Raw genomic sequence first — 14,345 nt, 5'->3', positions numbered from 1 at the left:
GCGGACCATCACTTGCCACCGCGGCCGCCACGGTGTCTCGCGCAATGCCGAGTTGCCGTGCGATGGCCCGCTGCGATAGCCCTTCGCTGCGGTGAAGATGCCGGATCAAGGCCCAGTCTTCCAAGGAGATCACCCATCCAATCTGATCGGGTGGCCTACTTTTCAACCGTCGCGACTGGCCGGATCTTCAACCGTCGTCAACACCCTCGCCAGATACTCGCCCACCAACGGAGTCGCCGGTCCTGCGCTGGCGCTCGGTGCGCCTCGATGGCTCGTTGATCGGCATATTGGGCCCGTGCGGCCTGAGTGACGTCGAGCTTCCTGCGCCAATCCACTCGCCCCCGAGTGATGAAGTAATGAGATTCGCACGGCAGTCCCGTGGCCGCGATCGACGGCCTCAGCGACACCTCTCCGTCGAAGATGACCTGGTATCGGGCCGGGGACAGCTTGGTGACGACCTCCCGACCACAGCCGCAAGGACAGATGTGCCCAGCGGTCGAGTACGCGGTCGAGATATAGAGAACACCCCGCTCCAGCGGTGTTGGGAAGGATTCAACGAAGTGCGCGGTGTAGCGGTCGATCAGGGTCATTCAACGTCCCCATTGCGCAGCTCGTTGAGAAACAACTTGTAGACGCACTGGTTCGAAGCGGTGTGCGTCGCGTAGAAGCCGAGGTAACGCTTCCACCGGATGATCGCGAGCGTCGCGTTGAGCGCGTTGAGCTCGGCGATCTGGATGTTGCTGCCGTAGTCATCTCCGTCTGGCGGTACCGCGGCCTTCGCCGGCAATGTCATCTCGTCGCCGGGCAGGTATGCGGTGACCTTGGCCATGCCCGTCAGTCCGCCATCGCCTTCGCGAAAGCTCATCCCGACGTCAATGAACGGCACTCCCCGGTCTCGGAGCCAGCGCATAATCTCCGGTCTCGCCTCGGCATCGGCGGCGGCCAGAAATGCGAAGGTCGCACCCTCGAGCAGGTTCAGGTTGTAGGCCGTCAGCGCCACCGGGTGGGCCGTGATGCCCGCGTGCATCCGGGAGTATTCACGTGCGAAGTATTCACCCTTGTTGGGTTTGGCCTGGACCACGTCGTGCGCCACAGCGCCTGGGGCGCGGAACGCGTTATGCGTCTCTAGTTGGTCACCGTCGATCAGGATAATCCGGTCGACCCAGGTCTTCGCGACCTGATCGAGGATGTAGCTTCCGGTGCCGCCGACGCCCACGATGGCAATCGTGTGGCCGCGGAAGAGGTTGCTCAAATTTGCTAACCCCGCGCGAGTCGTGTTGGTATCCGCGTAGACCAGCGGCAGATCATCTGGCACGACCTGAAACGAGCCGCCCGGCGTATCGCGGACCGAGGCGTCGATCTGTCGGGCCGCGCTGAGCAGGATCTGCGCGTAGTGCTGAATCTTCGCGCGCAGGTTGGCGTAGGCGCCGCTGGGCGGCTTGAACGACAACATGTAGTCAGCCGCCTCGCCGTTCCCGAAACCGTGCGCCTGGCCCGCACTTCCGAGCGGTTGGCCCCGTTCGTCGCGCGGTTCGTCGCCGGCGAACCAGATCCGGTGATCACCGCTCGTGTCGTTGACTTGGCCGCCGGAGTACGTCACCGGCAAGACGAGGCGGCCGTCCTTGCGGATCCCGGACGGTGCGACGTACGGCAACTGGCGTACGACGAGATGCCCGCTTGTGAGCACCATGTCGTAACCGTCGGCCACGAGCTGGGCGACATGCTCGTCAGGAGCGGTTTGCGGGTTCGACATCGAAAACCATGCCGTCCTTGACCTCAACATCCTTGCCCGGACGGAGTAAGTGGTCTGGCCCATGCCCGCGGCTGTACTCGACGAGCGTCCCCGCGGGGTCGTAGGGCTGACCAGGAAAAGCGAGTTCAACCACCTGCTCGAAGCTGATCTTCTTCTCGGTCCATGGGACCTTCCTGGTGTTCACGGTGATCGTTACGATCTTCGTTTTGGTGTCAACTGCATCCGTTGCAGTCATGATGTTCGTCCAATCTCCCGGTGCGCGGGCTCGTTGCGAGTCGAATCTGAAACAGTGTTTTGAGTCTAGAACGGGGCGCGTCGACTTACAAGCAGTGCGCCGAGAGTGCAACACTTACATAGACCGCTGACACTTCGAGCGAGAGGACCGTATGGCTAGGACGAAGATAGACACGGCTGGGCTCTACGCAGCCCTCGACGCGGAGCGCACGGCGCGAGGCTGGTCTTGGCGCCAACTGGCGAAGGAGATCGGCACCAGCCCGTCCCTGCTTTCGCGCATCGGCAACGAGCAGCGCCCCGACGCCGACGGCTTCGCAACCCTAGTGCGCTGGCTCAAGATGCCCGCGGAGACCTTCATGATCGATGCTGACAGGCCGACCGACAGCCAGTCCGAGCCCGATCTTGTTACGCAGCTTGCGCCGCTGCTACGGGCGCGCCAGGACCTGAACGACAAGGACGTGGCTTACCTTGAAGAGGTCATTCGAGCGACCGTGAAGCACATGCATGCTTCCCGGGAGGATATGGCGTGACCGGCAAGCGCACCATCCACAAGGCAGCCTGCAAGCGGCTGGCCGATGAGGTGCGCGCCGAGCTTGGGCTGAATCCCATGCAGGCGCTCGATCCGTGGCAGCTTGCAGAGCTCTACGGTGTGCGAGTTGTTGCCCTTGGCTCGCTGCCGCTCGACCACACGATCCGCGATCACTTCCACATCGTTCGCCCGCACGCTTTCTCGGGCGCCCTGCTCCCGCACCGCAACGGTGCGATCATCATCGAGAACGATTCGCACCCGCTCGCACGTCGACGCTCGACGATGGCCCACGAGATGGCGCACGTCATCGGCGAGCATAAGTTCGGCACCAGCCTGGTGAACGAGCGTGGCTGCCGTACGGCGGACAAACTCCAGGAGGACGAGGCGGCCGAGATCTCGGCCGAACTCTTGGTCCCCTCCGACGCAGCCCGGCTGCTCGCCCGCCAGAAGGTGACCGACGACGAGGTGGCGCTACGCTTCGGTGTTTCCATTGAGCTCGCGCGTTGGCGCATGAACGCCACCGGAGCCCGCATCATCGCACGGCGGGCGGCTAACTATCGTCGCGCATCCGGTACTTGAGGCCCCTCGTGATCGTCGGATAGTTGGCGCCGTTCAAGATCAGCACACTTCGACCATGGGGCCAAAATGGGGCCAAGCCGCCGATCCGGGTGGTCCAGCGGGTCCAACTCGCGCGCTGCTGCCCGGTCCGACCAGCCGAATAACATGGGTGTAAGCCAGAACTCCGCCTGAAAGCGGAAGGTCGCCGGTTGGATCCCGGCCCTGGCCACCACAGAGTCACTTGTGCCCTCGGAGGGGATGTTCCGCCGAGGGAAACCGGCGAGCGGGAACCGGCGATCATCGGCAGAGGGCTGTGCTCTCAACGCCACGGCTGCACCGACGACCGCCTTGTGACGGGCCCCCGACGCAGCCGAGCCCACACCCGTCACCATTCGTCGGCTACCCACAAACGAATTGTCTCCACACAAAGTCTGACGTCACCGTCAACAATCCGGTAGGCGAGATCGCATTCCCCCGCACAACGCGACCGGCGGCTCCGGTTTCCCGAAGCCGCCGGCTCATCTGAATCGCTGTCACACCGGTTGCGGTACGGCCTGCTCCCTGTCGTCGGGCACGACCTCGACCGGAGCTTGCGCAGAAACCGGCACGGGTTCGTCCGTCCGTGCGGTGCGTTTCGCCAGGGCCGCCGACAGTGCGGCACCGACCACCAGGGCGGCAAGCGCCGCGATCCCGGCCACCGGTGACACCGACCAGACGCCGTTCAACAGGAAGATCGCCGGCAGCGTGCACGTCGGGATGCCGAGCAGGATCAGCACCCACCCGGTGAAGTGGCCGAGGTCGAACGACCCGGCCCGGCTGATCCCCAGGCCGAGCAACACGAAGAACAGCGTCCACATGACCGCCCACGTGGCCCAGATGACCGCGAACACCGGATCGGTCCCGATGCTTTTGACCGCATGGAACAGTGCGATCGCGGCGACGAACGCGCTGTACCAGCCGAACCCCTGCGGTTCGAGATCGTAGATCTGGATGAGCCCGAACCACAGATAGGTGAACCCGAACAGCAGGCTCGGCCACGTCCCGTTGACGATGCCGGTGTCGCCGCCGGCCTGCACCAGGATGAGCGTGGGCAGAACGACCTGCGCACCGCCGACGAACAGGTTGAGCGGCGCGGCACTTCTGGGTTTGACGACCCCGATGGAGACCAGGCCGTTGACAAACAGAACGACGCCGACGAGCAGCAGACCCACGTTGCCCATCAGCGGCCCACCCATTCCACGAACTGATCCGAGGAGATCACCGGCGCGAAGAATTCGTTGATGCGGCCGAACGCCGCCGGCTCCTGATCGGGACGCGCGGCGCCGGTAGCGTCGCCGATGATGATGGGCAACAATCCGTGGTCGCGCGCGGCGCGGGCGTTGCCTTCGATGCACCAGTCGAGGTGGATTCCGGTGATGACGACGACCTCGATCTTCTGGCGGATCAGCGCACCCGGCAGGTCGGTGCCGACGAACGCGGTCTGAAGCGCCTTTTCGTAGAGTTCGTTGTCACCGGGCTCGACCAGTTCGCGCAGCTCGTCGACGAGCGCGTTGTCCCAGGCGATCTGCTCGGGCGTCGCGTCGATATGGCCGGTCCAACTCTCGTACTGGACGCGGTCGAAGGCCGTCTGTGGATAGTCCTTGCGGAACACCGAGAAGCCGATCCAGTTGAACGACAGGAAGTTCGGTGCTTTGCGCGCCGCGTGTACGGCCTTCACCGTCGCGTCGAGACTGCCGCGCAGCGCGTGGCCTTCCGCGTACTGCACGCCGCCCGGCTTGTAGAGGGAATTGGATTGGCTGACCGACAGGAAGGCCGCCGGTCGGCTCAGGATCTCGCGGAAGTCGAGCTTCTGCCAGTGTGCGGCCAGCGGTGGGATGGAGTCGACGTTGGTGGGCGGGAAGTTCGCGGGATCGAGCGGGACCGGCTCCAGGGGAGTCAGCCGCGAAGGGGTCTCGATGGTGGCGGTCAAGGTCTTCACTTTCTCGTGGGTGGACAGGTGTCGGGGGCGGCGATGAAATGTCCACGGCCGCCGACGTTTACACCGAGGAAACATGCGCATCGTGAGCGTCCCACGGGGAGAAGCCAGGCCAGACACTTAGAATCGGCGCGAGTTCATCGCGTCCCGTCGGCGAATGTGTGGCACCGACCCGCCCTTGTCATAAGCGGTACCTCCGCGTACCGTATCGGTACCTCGGTGTACCAGGAAGGCGGGCAGTCCACCATGAGCAAGCAGCGCAGAACGATCAGCGGTCGTACCGCGGTCATCACCGGCGCGGCATCCGGCATCGGACGCGCACTGGCGCAGCGGCTCTCGTCGTACAGCTGCCCGGTGGCCATCGCCGACGTCGACGAACAGGGCCTCAAACAGACCGAGGCGTCGCTGCAGGGCCCGGCACTGTTGCGGGTTCTGGATGTCAGCGATGCCCAGGCGCAACACGACTTCGCCGCCGAGGTACGCGCGTGGGCGCCCCGACCGATCGGGGCGGTGTTCAACAACGCCGGTGTCGCGCTCGGGTCGACCGTGCTCGACGCCGTCGTCGCCGATGACGACTGGTTGTGGAACATCAACTTTCACGGCGTCGTGAACGGCACCCGGGCGTTCCTGCCCATCCTCGTCGAGCAGGACGAGGGCGTGATCGTCAATACGTCGAGCGTCTTCGGTTTGGTCGGCATGCCCGGCCAAAGCGCATACTGCTCAGCGAAATTCGCGGTCCGCGGGTTCACCGACTCGCTGCGGCAGGAGCTGCGCGGGACCGGCGTGTCGGCCGTCAACGTGCATCCCGGCGGCGTGAACACCAACATCGTGCGCAACGGGCGGTTCCACGAAGAGCCGGGCGGGCCGACCAAGGAGCAGGTGGTCAAGGAGTTCGCGGCGATGACCAGAACCCAGCCAGACAAGGCGGCGGAGATCATCCATCGCGGTGTGGAGGCGGGTAAGGCCCGGATCCTCGTCGGTCCGGACGCCTACATGTTCGACGCGCTGGCCCGACTCGCGCCGACGCGCTACTTCGACGTGCTCGAGCGCCTGCAGGCATCCCTTCGCAAGCGCGCCGCCCGCTAGCTACGCAGTCTCCTTCGCGTATTTCAGCAGCCCCGGATCGTGCGCGCACAGCAGTAGCAGATCGGGTTCGCCGCGGCGGTACAACTCGGCCAGCCGAGCGTGGTTGTCGCGCACCTGTTTACGGTCGAACGCGGCGACCTTCTCGAACGCGCCGAGGACAGGCGCGATCCGCCCCGGGCCGCCGATGGTGTCGGGATGGTAGAAGGCGTCCCCGCAGTGCAGCAGCCAGCGATGACCCGCGTCGACTGCCACGCAGGCATGCCCGCGGGTGTGGCCGGGCAACGACATCAGCACGATTCCCGGCGAGACTTCGGTCAGCTCCTTGGCCGCGGCGAACCCGCGCCACTTCTCCCCGGCGGGGGTGTGCTCGACGATCTTGGGACCGTGCTCCCACTGGGCCGATCGGAACCGGAAGCGTTCACCCCGCGTCGGCGGGTGCATCGCCCCGAGCACTTCGGCTGCGGTGCAGTGGATCTCGGCGTGGGGGAAATCGGAGATCCCGCCGATGTGGTCGACATCGAAATGCGTGACCACGATGTGGCGGACGTCCTCGCGCCGAAAGCCCAGCCGTTCCACCTGCCGGACGGCGGTCTCGTCGGGGTCGAAGAACGGCCGAAAGAGGCGGCGGGTGGGGCCGGTCCGGCGCGCCCGTTCCTCACAGTCGGCCAGCCCGTAGCCACTGTCGACGAGCACCAGCCCGTTGTCGGTCTCGACGAGCAGCACATGGCAGACCAGGACGGGGACACCCCATGGATGCATCGACCCGCAGTTGAGATGGTGAACCTTCACGAGGCGGCTCCGGTGAGCAGCTCGGTGCGACCGATCTGGGTCACGAGGCTCGCGGAGTCGAAGTAGATCCGCTCGTTGACGATGCGGTCGTCCTCGAAGAAGAACACCGCCGCCACCGGCACGCGGAACGCCTTACCCGTCGGTGGCAACCCGTAGAACTCGCCCAGATTCGTTCCAAGCAGGTCGAATTCGACGATCACGGAGTCGTCGGCGACATGGAACCGGACGTTGTCGTGGCGCTGATCCGGGAATGCCGTGCGTGTGCTCCGGTAGTAGGCCATGACCTCGTCGTCGCCGTCGAAGACTTGGCCGGTGGCCATGATCTCGTAGTGAGGCCGTCCCCCTGACTCGTTCTTGAACGTCGCGAGGGTGGCGTCGAACTCCTTGGTGACCTCGGTGTCCATGTGCACACGGATCACCTCGAGTCGGCGTTGTCGCAGCGCGTCGGTGGTCATGAACGCACTGTACGACCGGGCGTCGTCAGGCGGGTGACGTGACCTGTGCGGCGATCGACTGATGCCGGTGCTGCCGCTCGATCGTCGCCAGATAGAACGCCCAGGCGAATGCCGAACTGGCGAAAAGGATGAAGCCCAGATACAGCCAGGCGTGTTTGACGTCGCGCCTGCGACCGTCGACGAGCAACCACGCGGGGAACAACAGCAGGCTCATGATCGTGTAGTCCTGGCTGGCCGAACTGGCCGCCGGGTTGTCGTAGCCCAGCGCGATGAACTCAGACCAGCTGCCCGGACCCCATACGAAGTTGTGCAGCCCACCTGCCGGCGCATACTCGGCCACGAACTGGTTGTTGAAGTAGTAGCCGAGGATGACCGAGGCGACGCCGGCGACGTAGTAGAACAACTCGAGCTTGGTGACCCGGGGACCCGACGGGTAGCGCGCGAAGATCGCGGGATTCGCCTTGACGATGACGGCCAGCGTGGCGAACCCGAGGACAAGGTGGATGATCAACGAAACCATGATCGGAGTTTCTCACCACCGGGCAGAGTTTTGTCAATATTGACATAACTTGTTTCGGGTACTTTCATGCACATGCCCCGTCCGGCCCAGACCGCGCGCAGTGAGCGCACCCGCGAAGCGCTGCGCAAAGCGGCGGTCGTCCGGTTCCTCGCGCAGGGGGTCGAAGAGACGTCGGCCGAACAGATTGCGGCCGATGCCGGTGTGTCGTTGCGGACCTTCTATCGCCACTTCGCGTCCAAACACGATCTGCTGTTCGCCGACTACGCCGGGCTGGACTGGTTCCGCTCGGCGCTGGCCGCCCGCGACCCCAAGGAGCCGATCATCGAGGCGGTGCACAGCGCAATCATGGCCCGCCCGTATGACGACTGGGCCGTCGCACAGACCGCCGCCCTGCGCGCACAGGAACTCGAACCCGGCCGGGTGGTGCGGCACATGCGCCAAGTGGAAGCCGACTTCGCCGAGGTGATCGCCGAGCACCTCGCCGACGGGCTGTCATCCGACGTCTCCACCGACGAGCGGATGCGGATCACGGTCACCGCCCGGTGCATCGCCGCCGCGGTCTTCGGCGCGATGGAGGTGTGGATGCTCGGCGACGAGCGCTCGCTTCCAGAGCTGTCACGGCTCACCGGGGAGGCCTTGCGCGCCTTGGCCGACGGCATCGCCGGCTGACGTTTTGTCATTATTGACAAAACTTGGGGAGCGTGTCAGCCTCACCCCATGAGCGACTTCGACGCCATCGTCATCGGTGCCGGGCACAACGGACTGACCGCGGCCACCGTGCTGCAGAAAGCCGGTATGCGCACCCTCTGCCTGGACGCGAAGCTGTACGCCGGAGGCATGGCTTCCACGGTCGAATTGTTCGACGGGTTCAAATTCGAGATCGCCGGGTCGGTGCAGATCCCGACGTCGGCGGTGGTCAGCCGCGAACTCGGGCTCGACTCGCTGCCGACCGTCGACCTCGACGTGATGTCGGTGTCGCTTCGCGGCGTGGGTGACGAGCCGTTGGTCTACTACACCGACCCGGTGAAGCTGCTGACCCACATCAACGAGGTGCACGGCGCAGAAGCCGTCAACGGCATGGCCGGGTTGATGGCATGGTGCCAGGCGCCCACACGGGCGTTGGGCCGGTTCGACGCGGGCCAGCCCCCGAAGTCGCTCGATGAGATGTATGCCTGCGCGACAAACGAATTCGAGCGCTCGACGATCACCGACCTGTTGTTCGGCTCGGTCACCGACGTGCTCGACCGCTACTTGCCGGACAAGGAGAAGAACGGTGCGCTGCGCGGCATGCTGTCGCTGCTGGCGTGCAACACCACCTACCGGGGGCCGGCCACCCCGGGGACGGCCGCCGCCCTCGCGTACGGCTTCGCCGTCCCCGACGAGAACGCGTTACTGGTCAAGAAGCTGCGAGGCGGCATCGGAGCCCTCACGTCGCATCTGTGCGACGTGTTCACCGCCAACGGCGGAGAACTGCGGTTGCGCAGCAAGGTCGTGGAGGTCACGGTCGCAGGCGGCAGGGTCACCGGAGTCCGGCTCGAGGACGGTACGTCGCTGTCGGCGCCGATCGTCGTCTCCGGCGTCGCACCCGACCTGACGGTCAACGGCCTCGTCGACTCCAACGCGGTTCCCGCGGATGTGCGGGACCGCTTCTCGCGCTTGGACCACCGGGGCAGCTATCTGCAGATGCACTTCGCGCTCGACGGCGTTCCGCAGTTCGCGCCGCCCTATGAGTTGCTGAACGACCCCGCGATGCAGTCCAACATCGGAATCTTCAGCACCCCTGAGGAACTCCAACAACAGTGGGAGGACGCCAGACGTGGCGTCGTGCCCGCGGACCCGGCGATCGCATTGCAGATCCCGTCGGTGAACGACCCCGGCCTGGCGCCGCCGGGCAAGCATGCGGCCTCGGCGTTCTCGCTGTGGTTTCCGGTCTCGGAGGGCGAGCACGGCTACGGCGAGATGAAGGTCGAGATGGGCCGGCGGGTGATCGAGAAGATCACCCGACTGGCCCCGGACTTCGAGAGCCTCATCCTGCGGCACACGACGTTTACGCCCAAACACATGGGCACCATGTTCGGTGCGCCGGGTGGAGACTACTGCCACGGGCTGATTCACCCCGACCAGATGGGCCCGAACCGGCCGGGACCCAAAGGCTATGTCGATCAGCCGATTCCGATCGACGGGCTGTACCTGGGCAGCGCCGGTTGCCACGGCGGTCCCGGCATCACGTTCATTCCCGGCTACAACGCGGCCAAGCAGGTGCTGGCCGATATGTCCTAAAGCCTGTTTCCGACCCGTCCGCACCGGGAATGCGGCGCGAATGGGAATCACGGTGGCGGTGACGGGGCCGACGGGTGAGATCGGCAAGTCGGCGGTGGAAGCACTGGAAGGCGTCGCGGAGGTCGACGAGATCATCGGGATGGCTCGTCGGCCGTTTGATCCGGTCGAGCACGGTTGGTCGAAGACGACGTACCTGCAGGGCGACATCCTCGATCGCGAGGCCGTCGACGCGCTCGTCGGGCGCGCCGACGTCGTGGTCCACCTCGCGTTCATCATCATGGGTTCACGGGAGGAGAGCGCCCGGATCAACCTGGCCGGTACCCGCAACGTCTTCGAGGCGACGGTGGCCGCTGCGCGTCCGCGGCGGCTGGTGTACACGTCGTCGGTCGCCGCCTACGGATATCACTCCGACAACCCGGTTCCGCTCACCGAGGACGTGCCGCCGCGCGGGTCGCCCGAGCACTACTACTCCGAGCAGAAGGCCGAGTGCGAGGCGGCGCTCGCCGACATCGTGGGCGGTTCGTCGTTGGAGGTGTATGTGCTGCGGCCCTGCATCGTCGCGGGACCGAAGGCGCCCGCATTGGCCGACAACATGCCGTGGACCCGGCTGCCCGGTCCGGTCAAGCGCCTATCCGACGCCGTTCCGCTGTTGAAGACACTGGTCCCGGATCCCGGCATCCCGTTGCAGCTGGTCCACCACGACGACGTGGCGGCCGCGATCGCGTTGGCCGCCACCACGTCTGCGGAGCCGGGCGCCTACAACATCGCGGGCGACGGGCTGATCACGGTGGGCGACGTGGCCCGCGAACTCGGCGCCCGCCCGGTACGGGTACCCAAGGTCGCCGCGACCGCAGCGTCCGGCGTCGTCGCCCGGCTGCCGTTCGTCCCGTCCGCGCTGGAGTGGGTGCACATCGGCCGCACGTCGGTGGTCATGGATACGCGCAAGGCGAAGAGTCAGCTCGGTTGGGAACCGAAATACACGTCAGCGCAGACGCTTACGGAGTTAGCCGGCTCGCTGCGCTGAGTCACTGGGTGTGATCGCCGGTGTCGGCGGGGCCGCTCGGCGTCGCACCGCCCTCATCCGACCAGTCGACGCCTTCCTCTTCGGTGTCGTCGGTGCCCCTGGCCGGGTCGCTCTGCACGTCGTCGTCGGCGTTGGCGGGCCCGGCGTCGGTCTCGGCGGTGTCGGGGTTGTCCTTCTTGTTGTCGCTCACCGGCACTGGATACCCGCCGAGTTGAGGTCTCAGTCTCTGCGAGCGCGCAACTGCGCCGTCCAATCCGCGGGCACTCTCCCGCGCGGACCGGGGGCGGTCTGGCCCTCGGGACGGGATTCGGGCGCGGCGAGTCGTGGCCCGTCGTAGTACTCGTTGGTGGCGTAGTTCCAGAACCAATCCTCACCCGGTTCGAACGAGCGGATGACCGGATGTCCGGTCTCGCGCCAGTGCGCCGAAGCGTGCCGCGCCAACGAGTCGTCGCAGCAGCCGATGTGACCGCATGCCGCACATCGACGCAGATGCACCCACCAGCCGCCGACCGCGTCGCACTCGGCGCATCCGGTCCCGCTCGGTGGGACCGACGGGTCCACTGCAGCGTCCATGGCCGGGAGCCTACGCTCGAATCACCCTGCGGCGTAGCCGGTTCTGCGCAGCCTCCCGTAGGTACCGGGTTAACGGGCCATCGTCGAATTCGGCGCGCTCCAGTCGGTGGACACGAACCGGTGGCGGATCAGCCAGTCGTCGCCTACCGGTGCGAACACGTCGCGGTAGCGGCCGTAGTGGTCAAGGCCGATCTCGGTGAACACCGTGAAATAACAGGAGACCCGCGCCTCATCCGGCGTCACATCGGTGAACCGGATGTTCGTCACGTTGTGGCGCACGATGCGCTTGACATCCGACTCGGACGCGGCCGCGTTCGGCGCCGCGACGGCACCGCCCAGATAGTCCACGATCGCCGCACGGCCCCGAGCGGGTTCGGTGCCGCGCACCTCGAGCACGCCGTCCTCGCAGAAGGCGGCGGCGAGTTCGGGCAGCCGCAGCGCGTCGCCCGACCAGTTGTACCGGGCGAGGGTGTCCCTGATGCGTTCCCGTGCGCAAAGCTCCCAAAGTTCCATGCGGTCAACCGTAACGGGGCTAGGGTCGCGACATGGCTACCAGCGATTCCCGCGAGGTCGTGATCGACGCGAGCCCGGCCGAGATCCTCGACGTCATCGCCGACGTCGAGTCCGCACCGGACTGGTCCCCCCAGCACCAGGGCGCCGAGGTGCTCGACAGGGACGCCGACGGACGGCCCGGCCGCGTACGGCTGAAGTTGAAGACCATGGGCATCTCCGACGAACAGGTCGTGCAGTACACCTGGGCTGAGAACACGGCCGGCTGGACGCTGATCGAATCCAGCCAGCTCAAGACGCAGAGCGCGTCGTACACCCTGACACCCGACGGCGACAAGACGAAGGTCCGCTTCGAGATCACCGTCGACCCGGCTGTACCGATTCCGGGCTTCGTGTTGAAGCGCGCCATGAAGGGCGGGCTGGAGGCCGCCACCGACGGTCTTCGCAAACAGGTCCTCAAGCTCAAGCGGAGCTGAGCGGTTTCGACGCGCGCCGGGTTGGCAATGAAACCGGCATGGCTGTCACCGAATCTCGCGAGGTCGTCATCGAGGCGACGCCCCAGGAAATCCTCGACGTCCTGACCGACCTCGAGTCGCTGACCGAGTGGTCCTCGGCGCATCAGAAGGTCGAGGTCCTCGAACGCGACGACGAGGGGCGGCCCAGCAAGTCACGTCAGGTCGTCAAGATCGTCGGGATCTCCGACGAGCAGGTTCTCAACTACACCGTTTACGACGACGGGGTCGGCTGGACCCTGGAGAGCTCGAAACAACAACGCGCACAGCGCGGTCGGTACACGCTCACCCCTGACGGCGACAAAACGAAGGTGCATTTCGAGCTCATGGTCGACCCGCTGGTGCCGTTGCCCGGCTTCGTCATCAAGAAGGGCGCGAAGGGTCTGATGGAGACGGCGACCGACGGTCTGCGCAAACGGGTACGCCAGGTCAAGCAGAGTCAATAGTCTGCGGCCTATGGGCGGACCCCTGGCAGGTGTGAAAGTCATCGAACTGGGCGGCATCGGCCCCGGGCCCCACGCCGGAATGGTGTTGGCCGATCTCGGCGCCGACGTGGTGCGCGTGCGTCGACCCGGAGGCCTGCAGATGCCGGCGGAGAACGTCGACCTGCTGCACCGCGGCAAGCGCGTTGTCGACTTGGATGTGAAGAAGGACCCGGCCGCGCTGCGGACGCTCGTCGCCAAGGCCGACGTGCTCATCGACGCGTTCCGCCCCGGGACCTGTGAACGGCTCGGCATCGGTCCCGACGACTGCGCGGCGGTGAACCCCCGGCTGATCTTCGCCAGGATCACCGGCTGGGGCCAGCACGGTCCGTTGGCGCAGACCGCGGGTCACGACATCAACTACCTGTCGCAGACCGGTGCGCTGTCGGCGATCGGATACCGCGACAGGCCGCCGGTCGTACCGCTGAACCTGGTCGCCGACTTCGGCGGCGGCTCGATGCTCGTGCTGCTGGGCATCGTGGCTGCGCTGTACGAACGGGAGCACTCCGGCCGCGGTCAGGTGGTCGACGCGGCGATGGTCGACGGGGTGGCCGTGCTGACGCAGGTTGCGTGGACGATGAAGTCCACCGGTGCGCTGCGCGACGAGCGCGAATCGTTCCTGCTCGACGGCAGCGCCCCGTTCTACCGCACCTACGAGACCGCCGACGGCAAACACATGGCGGTCGGCGCTATCGAACCGCAGTTCTACGCGCAACTGTTGGCCGGTCTCGGGCTCAGCGCCGATGAGCTCCCTGCGCAGATGGACAGGGCGGCGTTTCCAGAATTGCGCAGGCTGTTCGCCGAGCGCTTTGCGCGCAGGACCCGCGACGAATGGGCCGAGATCTTTTCGGGCACCGACGCGTGCGTCACACCGGTACTCACCTGGAGCGAGGCGTCGCGCAGCGACCACTTGCGTGCGCGGTCAACGTTGGTGCAGGCCAACGGGGTCGACCAAGCCGCCCCGGCGCCCCGGTTTTCCCGAACCCCCGCCGGTCCCGTCGGGGCGCCTCCGCAGGCCGCGACTGCCCTAATTGATATTGACTGGTAATGCTAATTTGCTGGAAA

Annotated in this window: 20 protein-coding genes; 9 read left to right on the top strand and 11 right to left on the bottom strand. The window is 66.0% G+C overall.

The features are described from left to right. Positions 1-197: 197 nt before the first annotated feature. From RMCN_RS32120 to RMCN_RS24025, 3 genes are read right to left on the bottom strand one after another with little or no spacing between them, the layout of a single operon-like run. Positions 198-590 (bottom strand): ubiquitination-like system serine protease family protein, encoded by a 393-nt coding sequence (locus RMCN_RS32120; protein ID WP_067394563.1) that lies wholly within the window; start codon positions 588-590, stop codon positions 198-200. Next, entirely contained in the window at positions 587-1,753 is a 1,167-nt protein-coding gene (locus tag RMCN_RS24030; protein WP_067394560.1) for a DUF6791 domain-containing protein, read from the bottom strand. Before RMCN_RS24030 ends, RMCN_RS32120 begins: the two co-directional genes overlap by 4 nt. Further along, positions 1,728-1,988, bottom strand: a complete 261-nt coding sequence (locus RMCN_RS24025) for a multiubiquitin domain-containing protein (protein WP_067394556.1) — start codon at positions 1,986-1,988, stop codon at positions 1,728-1,730. The genes RMCN_RS24030 and RMCN_RS24025 overlap by 26 nt, the downstream gene beginning before the upstream one ends. A gap of 151 nt (positions 1,989-2,139) precedes the next feature. Here RMCN_RS24025 and RMCN_RS24020 point away from each other — a divergent pair, with 151 nt between their 5' ends. Next, on the top strand, positions 2,140-2,517 hold the full coding sequence (locus tag RMCN_RS24020) for a helix-turn-helix domain-containing protein (RefSeq protein ID WP_067394553.1): 378 nt from the start codon (positions 2,140-2,142) through the stop codon (positions 2,515-2,517). Next, complete coding sequence (locus tag RMCN_RS24015) at positions 2,514-3,095, top strand: ImmA/IrrE family metallo-endopeptidase (protein ID WP_067394551.1); 582 nt, start codon at positions 2,514-2,516, stop codon at positions 3,093-3,095. Before RMCN_RS24020 ends, RMCN_RS24015 begins: the two co-directional genes overlap by 4 nt. Before the next feature lie 512 nt (positions 3,096-3,607). Here the strand turns inward: RMCN_RS24015 and RMCN_RS24010 are convergent. Continuing rightward, positions 3,608-4,294, bottom strand: coding sequence for an AmiS/UreI family transporter (locus RMCN_RS24010; RefSeq protein ID WP_067394596.1), 687 nt, complete (start codon positions 4,292-4,294; stop codon positions 3,608-3,610). Next, positions 4,294-5,043 carry a cysteine hydrolase family protein gene (locus tag RMCN_RS24005; RefSeq protein WP_067394594.1) on the bottom strand — a complete coding sequence of 250 codons (750 nt, stop codon included), beginning with the start codon at positions 5,041-5,043 and terminating at the stop codon, positions 4,294-4,296. Before RMCN_RS24005 ends, RMCN_RS24010 begins: the two co-directional genes overlap by 1 nt. 252 nt (positions 5,044-5,295) lie before the next feature. On the opposite strand from RMCN_RS24005, the gene RMCN_RS24000 reads away from it, so the two are divergent. Further along, positions 5,296-6,135, top strand: a complete 840-nt coding sequence (locus RMCN_RS24000; RefSeq protein WP_067394547.1) for an SDR family NAD(P)-dependent oxidoreductase — start codon at positions 5,296-5,298, stop codon at positions 6,133-6,135. Here RMCN_RS24000 and RMCN_RS23995 read toward each other — a convergent pair whose 3' ends face one another. Genes RMCN_RS23995 through RMCN_RS23985 form a run of 3 tightly spaced genes read right to left on the bottom strand, consistent with a single transcriptional unit; the run spans position 6,136 to position 7,899 of the window. Then, positions 6,136-6,924 carry an MBL fold metallo-hydrolase gene (locus RMCN_RS23995; RefSeq protein WP_067394544.1) on the bottom strand — a complete coding sequence of 263 codons (789 nt, stop codon included), beginning with the start codon at positions 6,922-6,924 and terminating at the stop codon, positions 6,136-6,138. Next, a complete protein-coding gene (locus tag RMCN_RS23990; protein ID WP_067394541.1) occupies positions 6,921-7,379 on the bottom strand; it encodes an ester cyclase in 459 nt (152 codons plus the stop codon). The genes RMCN_RS23995 and RMCN_RS23990 overlap by 4 nt, the downstream gene beginning before the upstream one ends. Before the next feature lie 25 nt (positions 7,380-7,404). Then, positions 7,405-7,899: a DUF2834 domain-containing protein gene (locus RMCN_RS23985; RefSeq protein WP_067394538.1), complete on the bottom strand. Its 495-nt coding sequence runs from the start codon at positions 7,897-7,899 to the stop codon at positions 7,405-7,407. Between the two features lie 72 nt (positions 7,900-7,971). Here RMCN_RS23985 and RMCN_RS23980 point away from each other — a divergent pair, with 72 nt between their 5' ends. From RMCN_RS23980 to RMCN_RS23970, 3 genes are read left to right on the top strand one after another with little or no spacing between them, the layout of a single operon-like run. Then, positions 7,972-8,568 carry a TetR/AcrR family transcriptional regulator gene (locus RMCN_RS23980; RefSeq protein WP_067394591.1) on the top strand — a complete coding sequence of 199 codons (597 nt, stop codon included), beginning with the start codon at positions 7,972-7,974 and terminating at the stop codon, positions 8,566-8,568. 48 nt (positions 8,569-8,616) lie between these two features. After that, positions 8,617-10,179 carry a phytoene desaturase family protein gene (locus RMCN_RS23975; protein WP_067394535.1) on the top strand — a complete coding sequence of 521 codons (1,563 nt, stop codon included), beginning with the start codon at positions 8,617-8,619 and terminating at the stop codon, positions 10,177-10,179. Between the two features lie 40 nt (positions 10,180-10,219). Next, a complete protein-coding gene (locus RMCN_RS23970; RefSeq protein ID WP_067394532.1) occupies positions 10,220-11,203 on the top strand; it encodes an NAD-dependent epimerase/dehydratase family protein in 984 nt (327 codons plus the stop codon). A gap of 1 nt (position 11,204) precedes the next feature. Here RMCN_RS23970 and RMCN_RS23965 read toward each other — a convergent pair whose 3' ends face one another. The 3 genes from RMCN_RS23965 to RMCN_RS23955 all read right to left on the bottom strand — a co-directional run bounded on the left by RMCN_RS23965 (position 11,205) and on the right by RMCN_RS23955 (position 12,289). After that, on the bottom strand, positions 11,205-11,393 hold the full coding sequence (locus RMCN_RS23965; RefSeq protein ID WP_067394588.1) for a hypothetical protein: 189 nt from the start codon (positions 11,391-11,393) through the stop codon (positions 11,205-11,207). Positions 11,394-11,422: 29 nt separating this feature from the next. Further along, on the bottom strand, positions 11,423-11,776 hold the full coding sequence (locus RMCN_RS23960) for a UBP-type zinc finger domain-containing protein (RefSeq protein ID WP_064414285.1): 354 nt from the start codon (positions 11,774-11,776) through the stop codon (positions 11,423-11,425). 69 nt (positions 11,777-11,845) lie between these two features. After that, positions 11,846-12,289: a nuclear transport factor 2 family protein gene (locus tag RMCN_RS23955; protein WP_067394529.1), complete on the bottom strand. Its 444-nt coding sequence runs from the start codon at positions 12,287-12,289 to the stop codon at positions 11,846-11,848. A gap of 32 nt (positions 12,290-12,321) precedes the next feature. Between RMCN_RS23955 and RMCN_RS23950 the strand changes: the two genes are divergently transcribed. The 3 genes from RMCN_RS23950 to RMCN_RS23940 are packed head-to-tail and all read left to right on the top strand — an operon-like array spanning position 12,322 to position 14,328. After that, a complete protein-coding gene (locus RMCN_RS23950) occupies positions 12,322-12,762 on the top strand; it encodes an SRPBCC family protein (RefSeq protein ID WP_067394524.1) in 441 nt (146 codons plus the stop codon). A gap of 38 nt (positions 12,763-12,800) precedes the next feature. After that, entirely contained in the window at positions 12,801-13,244 is a 444-nt protein-coding gene (locus RMCN_RS23945; RefSeq protein ID WP_067394521.1) for an SRPBCC family protein, read from the top strand. Positions 13,245-13,254: 10 nt separating this feature from the next. Then, positions 13,255-14,328 (top strand): CaiB/BaiF CoA transferase family protein, encoded by a 1,074-nt coding sequence (locus tag RMCN_RS23940; protein WP_067394518.1) that lies wholly within the window; start codon positions 13,255-13,257, stop codon positions 14,326-14,328. Positions 14,329-14,345: the final 17 nt, after the last annotated feature.

Origin of the sequence: Mycolicibacterium novocastrense, assembly GCF_001570485.1 — a bacterium.
Taxonomy (GTDB): Bacteria; Actinomycetota; Actinomycetes; order Mycobacteriales; family Mycobacteriaceae; genus Mycobacterium; species Mycobacterium novocastrense.
The sequence above is the reverse complement of the archived record's forward strand: the minus strand, read 5'-3'. Positions and strand labels throughout refer to the sequence as shown.

What these genes read in the sequence shown, in the direction of transcription:
- RMCN_RS32120 (WP_067394563.1), bottom strand. Translation starts at nt 590, where the DNA reads ATGACCCTGATCGACCGCTACACCGCGCACTTCGTTGAATCCTTCCCA.
- RMCN_RS24030 (WP_067394560.1), bottom strand. Translation starts at nt 1,753, where the DNA reads ATGTCGAACCCGCAAACCGCTCCTGACGAGCATGTCGCCCAGCTCGTG.
- RMCN_RS24025 (WP_067394556.1), bottom strand. Translation starts at nt 1,988, where the DNA reads ATGACTGCAACGGATGCAGTTGACACCAAAACGAAGATCGTAACGATC.
- RMCN_RS24020 (WP_067394553.1), top strand. Translation starts at nt 2,140, where the DNA reads ATGGCTAGGACGAAGATAGACACGGCTGGGCTCTACGCAGCCCTCGAC.
- RMCN_RS24010 (WP_067394596.1), bottom strand. Translation starts at nt 4,294, where the DNA reads ATGGGCAACGTGGGTCTGCTGCTCGTCGGCGTCGTTCTGTTTGTCAAC.
- RMCN_RS24000 (WP_067394547.1), top strand. Translation starts at nt 5,296, where the DNA reads ATGAGCAAGCAGCGCAGAACGATCAGCGGTCGTACCGCGGTCATCACC.
- RMCN_RS23990 (WP_067394541.1), bottom strand. Translation starts at nt 7,379, where the DNA reads ATGACCACCGACGCGCTGCGACAACGCCGACTCGAGGTGATCCGTGTG.
- RMCN_RS23985 (WP_067394538.1), bottom strand. Translation starts at nt 7,899, where the DNA reads ATGGTTTCGTTGATCATCCACCTTGTCCTCGGGTTCGCCACGCTGGCC.
- RMCN_RS23980 (WP_067394591.1), top strand. Translation starts at nt 7,972, where the DNA reads ATGCCCCGTCCGGCCCAGACCGCGCGCAGTGAGCGCACCCGCGAAGCG.
- RMCN_RS23975 (WP_067394535.1), top strand. Translation starts at nt 8,617, where the DNA reads ATGAGCGACTTCGACGCCATCGTCATCGGTGCCGGGCACAACGGACTG.
- RMCN_RS23970 (WP_067394532.1), top strand. Translation starts at nt 10,220, where the DNA reads ATGGGAATCACGGTGGCGGTGACGGGGCCGACGGGTGAGATCGGCAAG.
- RMCN_RS23960 (WP_064414285.1), bottom strand. Translation starts at nt 11,776, where the DNA reads ATGGACGCTGCAGTGGACCCGTCGGTCCCACCGAGCGGGACCGGATGC.
- RMCN_RS23955 (WP_067394529.1), bottom strand. Translation starts at nt 12,289, where the DNA reads ATGGAACTTTGGGAGCTTTGCGCACGGGAACGCATCAGGGACACCCTC.
- RMCN_RS23950 (WP_067394524.1), top strand. Translation starts at nt 12,322, where the DNA reads ATGGCTACCAGCGATTCCCGCGAGGTCGTGATCGACGCGAGCCCGGCC.
- RMCN_RS23945 (WP_067394521.1), top strand. Translation starts at nt 12,801, where the DNA reads ATGGCTGTCACCGAATCTCGCGAGGTCGTCATCGAGGCGACGCCCCAG.
- RMCN_RS23940 (WP_067394518.1), top strand. Translation starts at nt 13,255, where the DNA reads ATGGGCGGACCCCTGGCAGGTGTGAAAGTCATCGAACTGGGCGGCATC.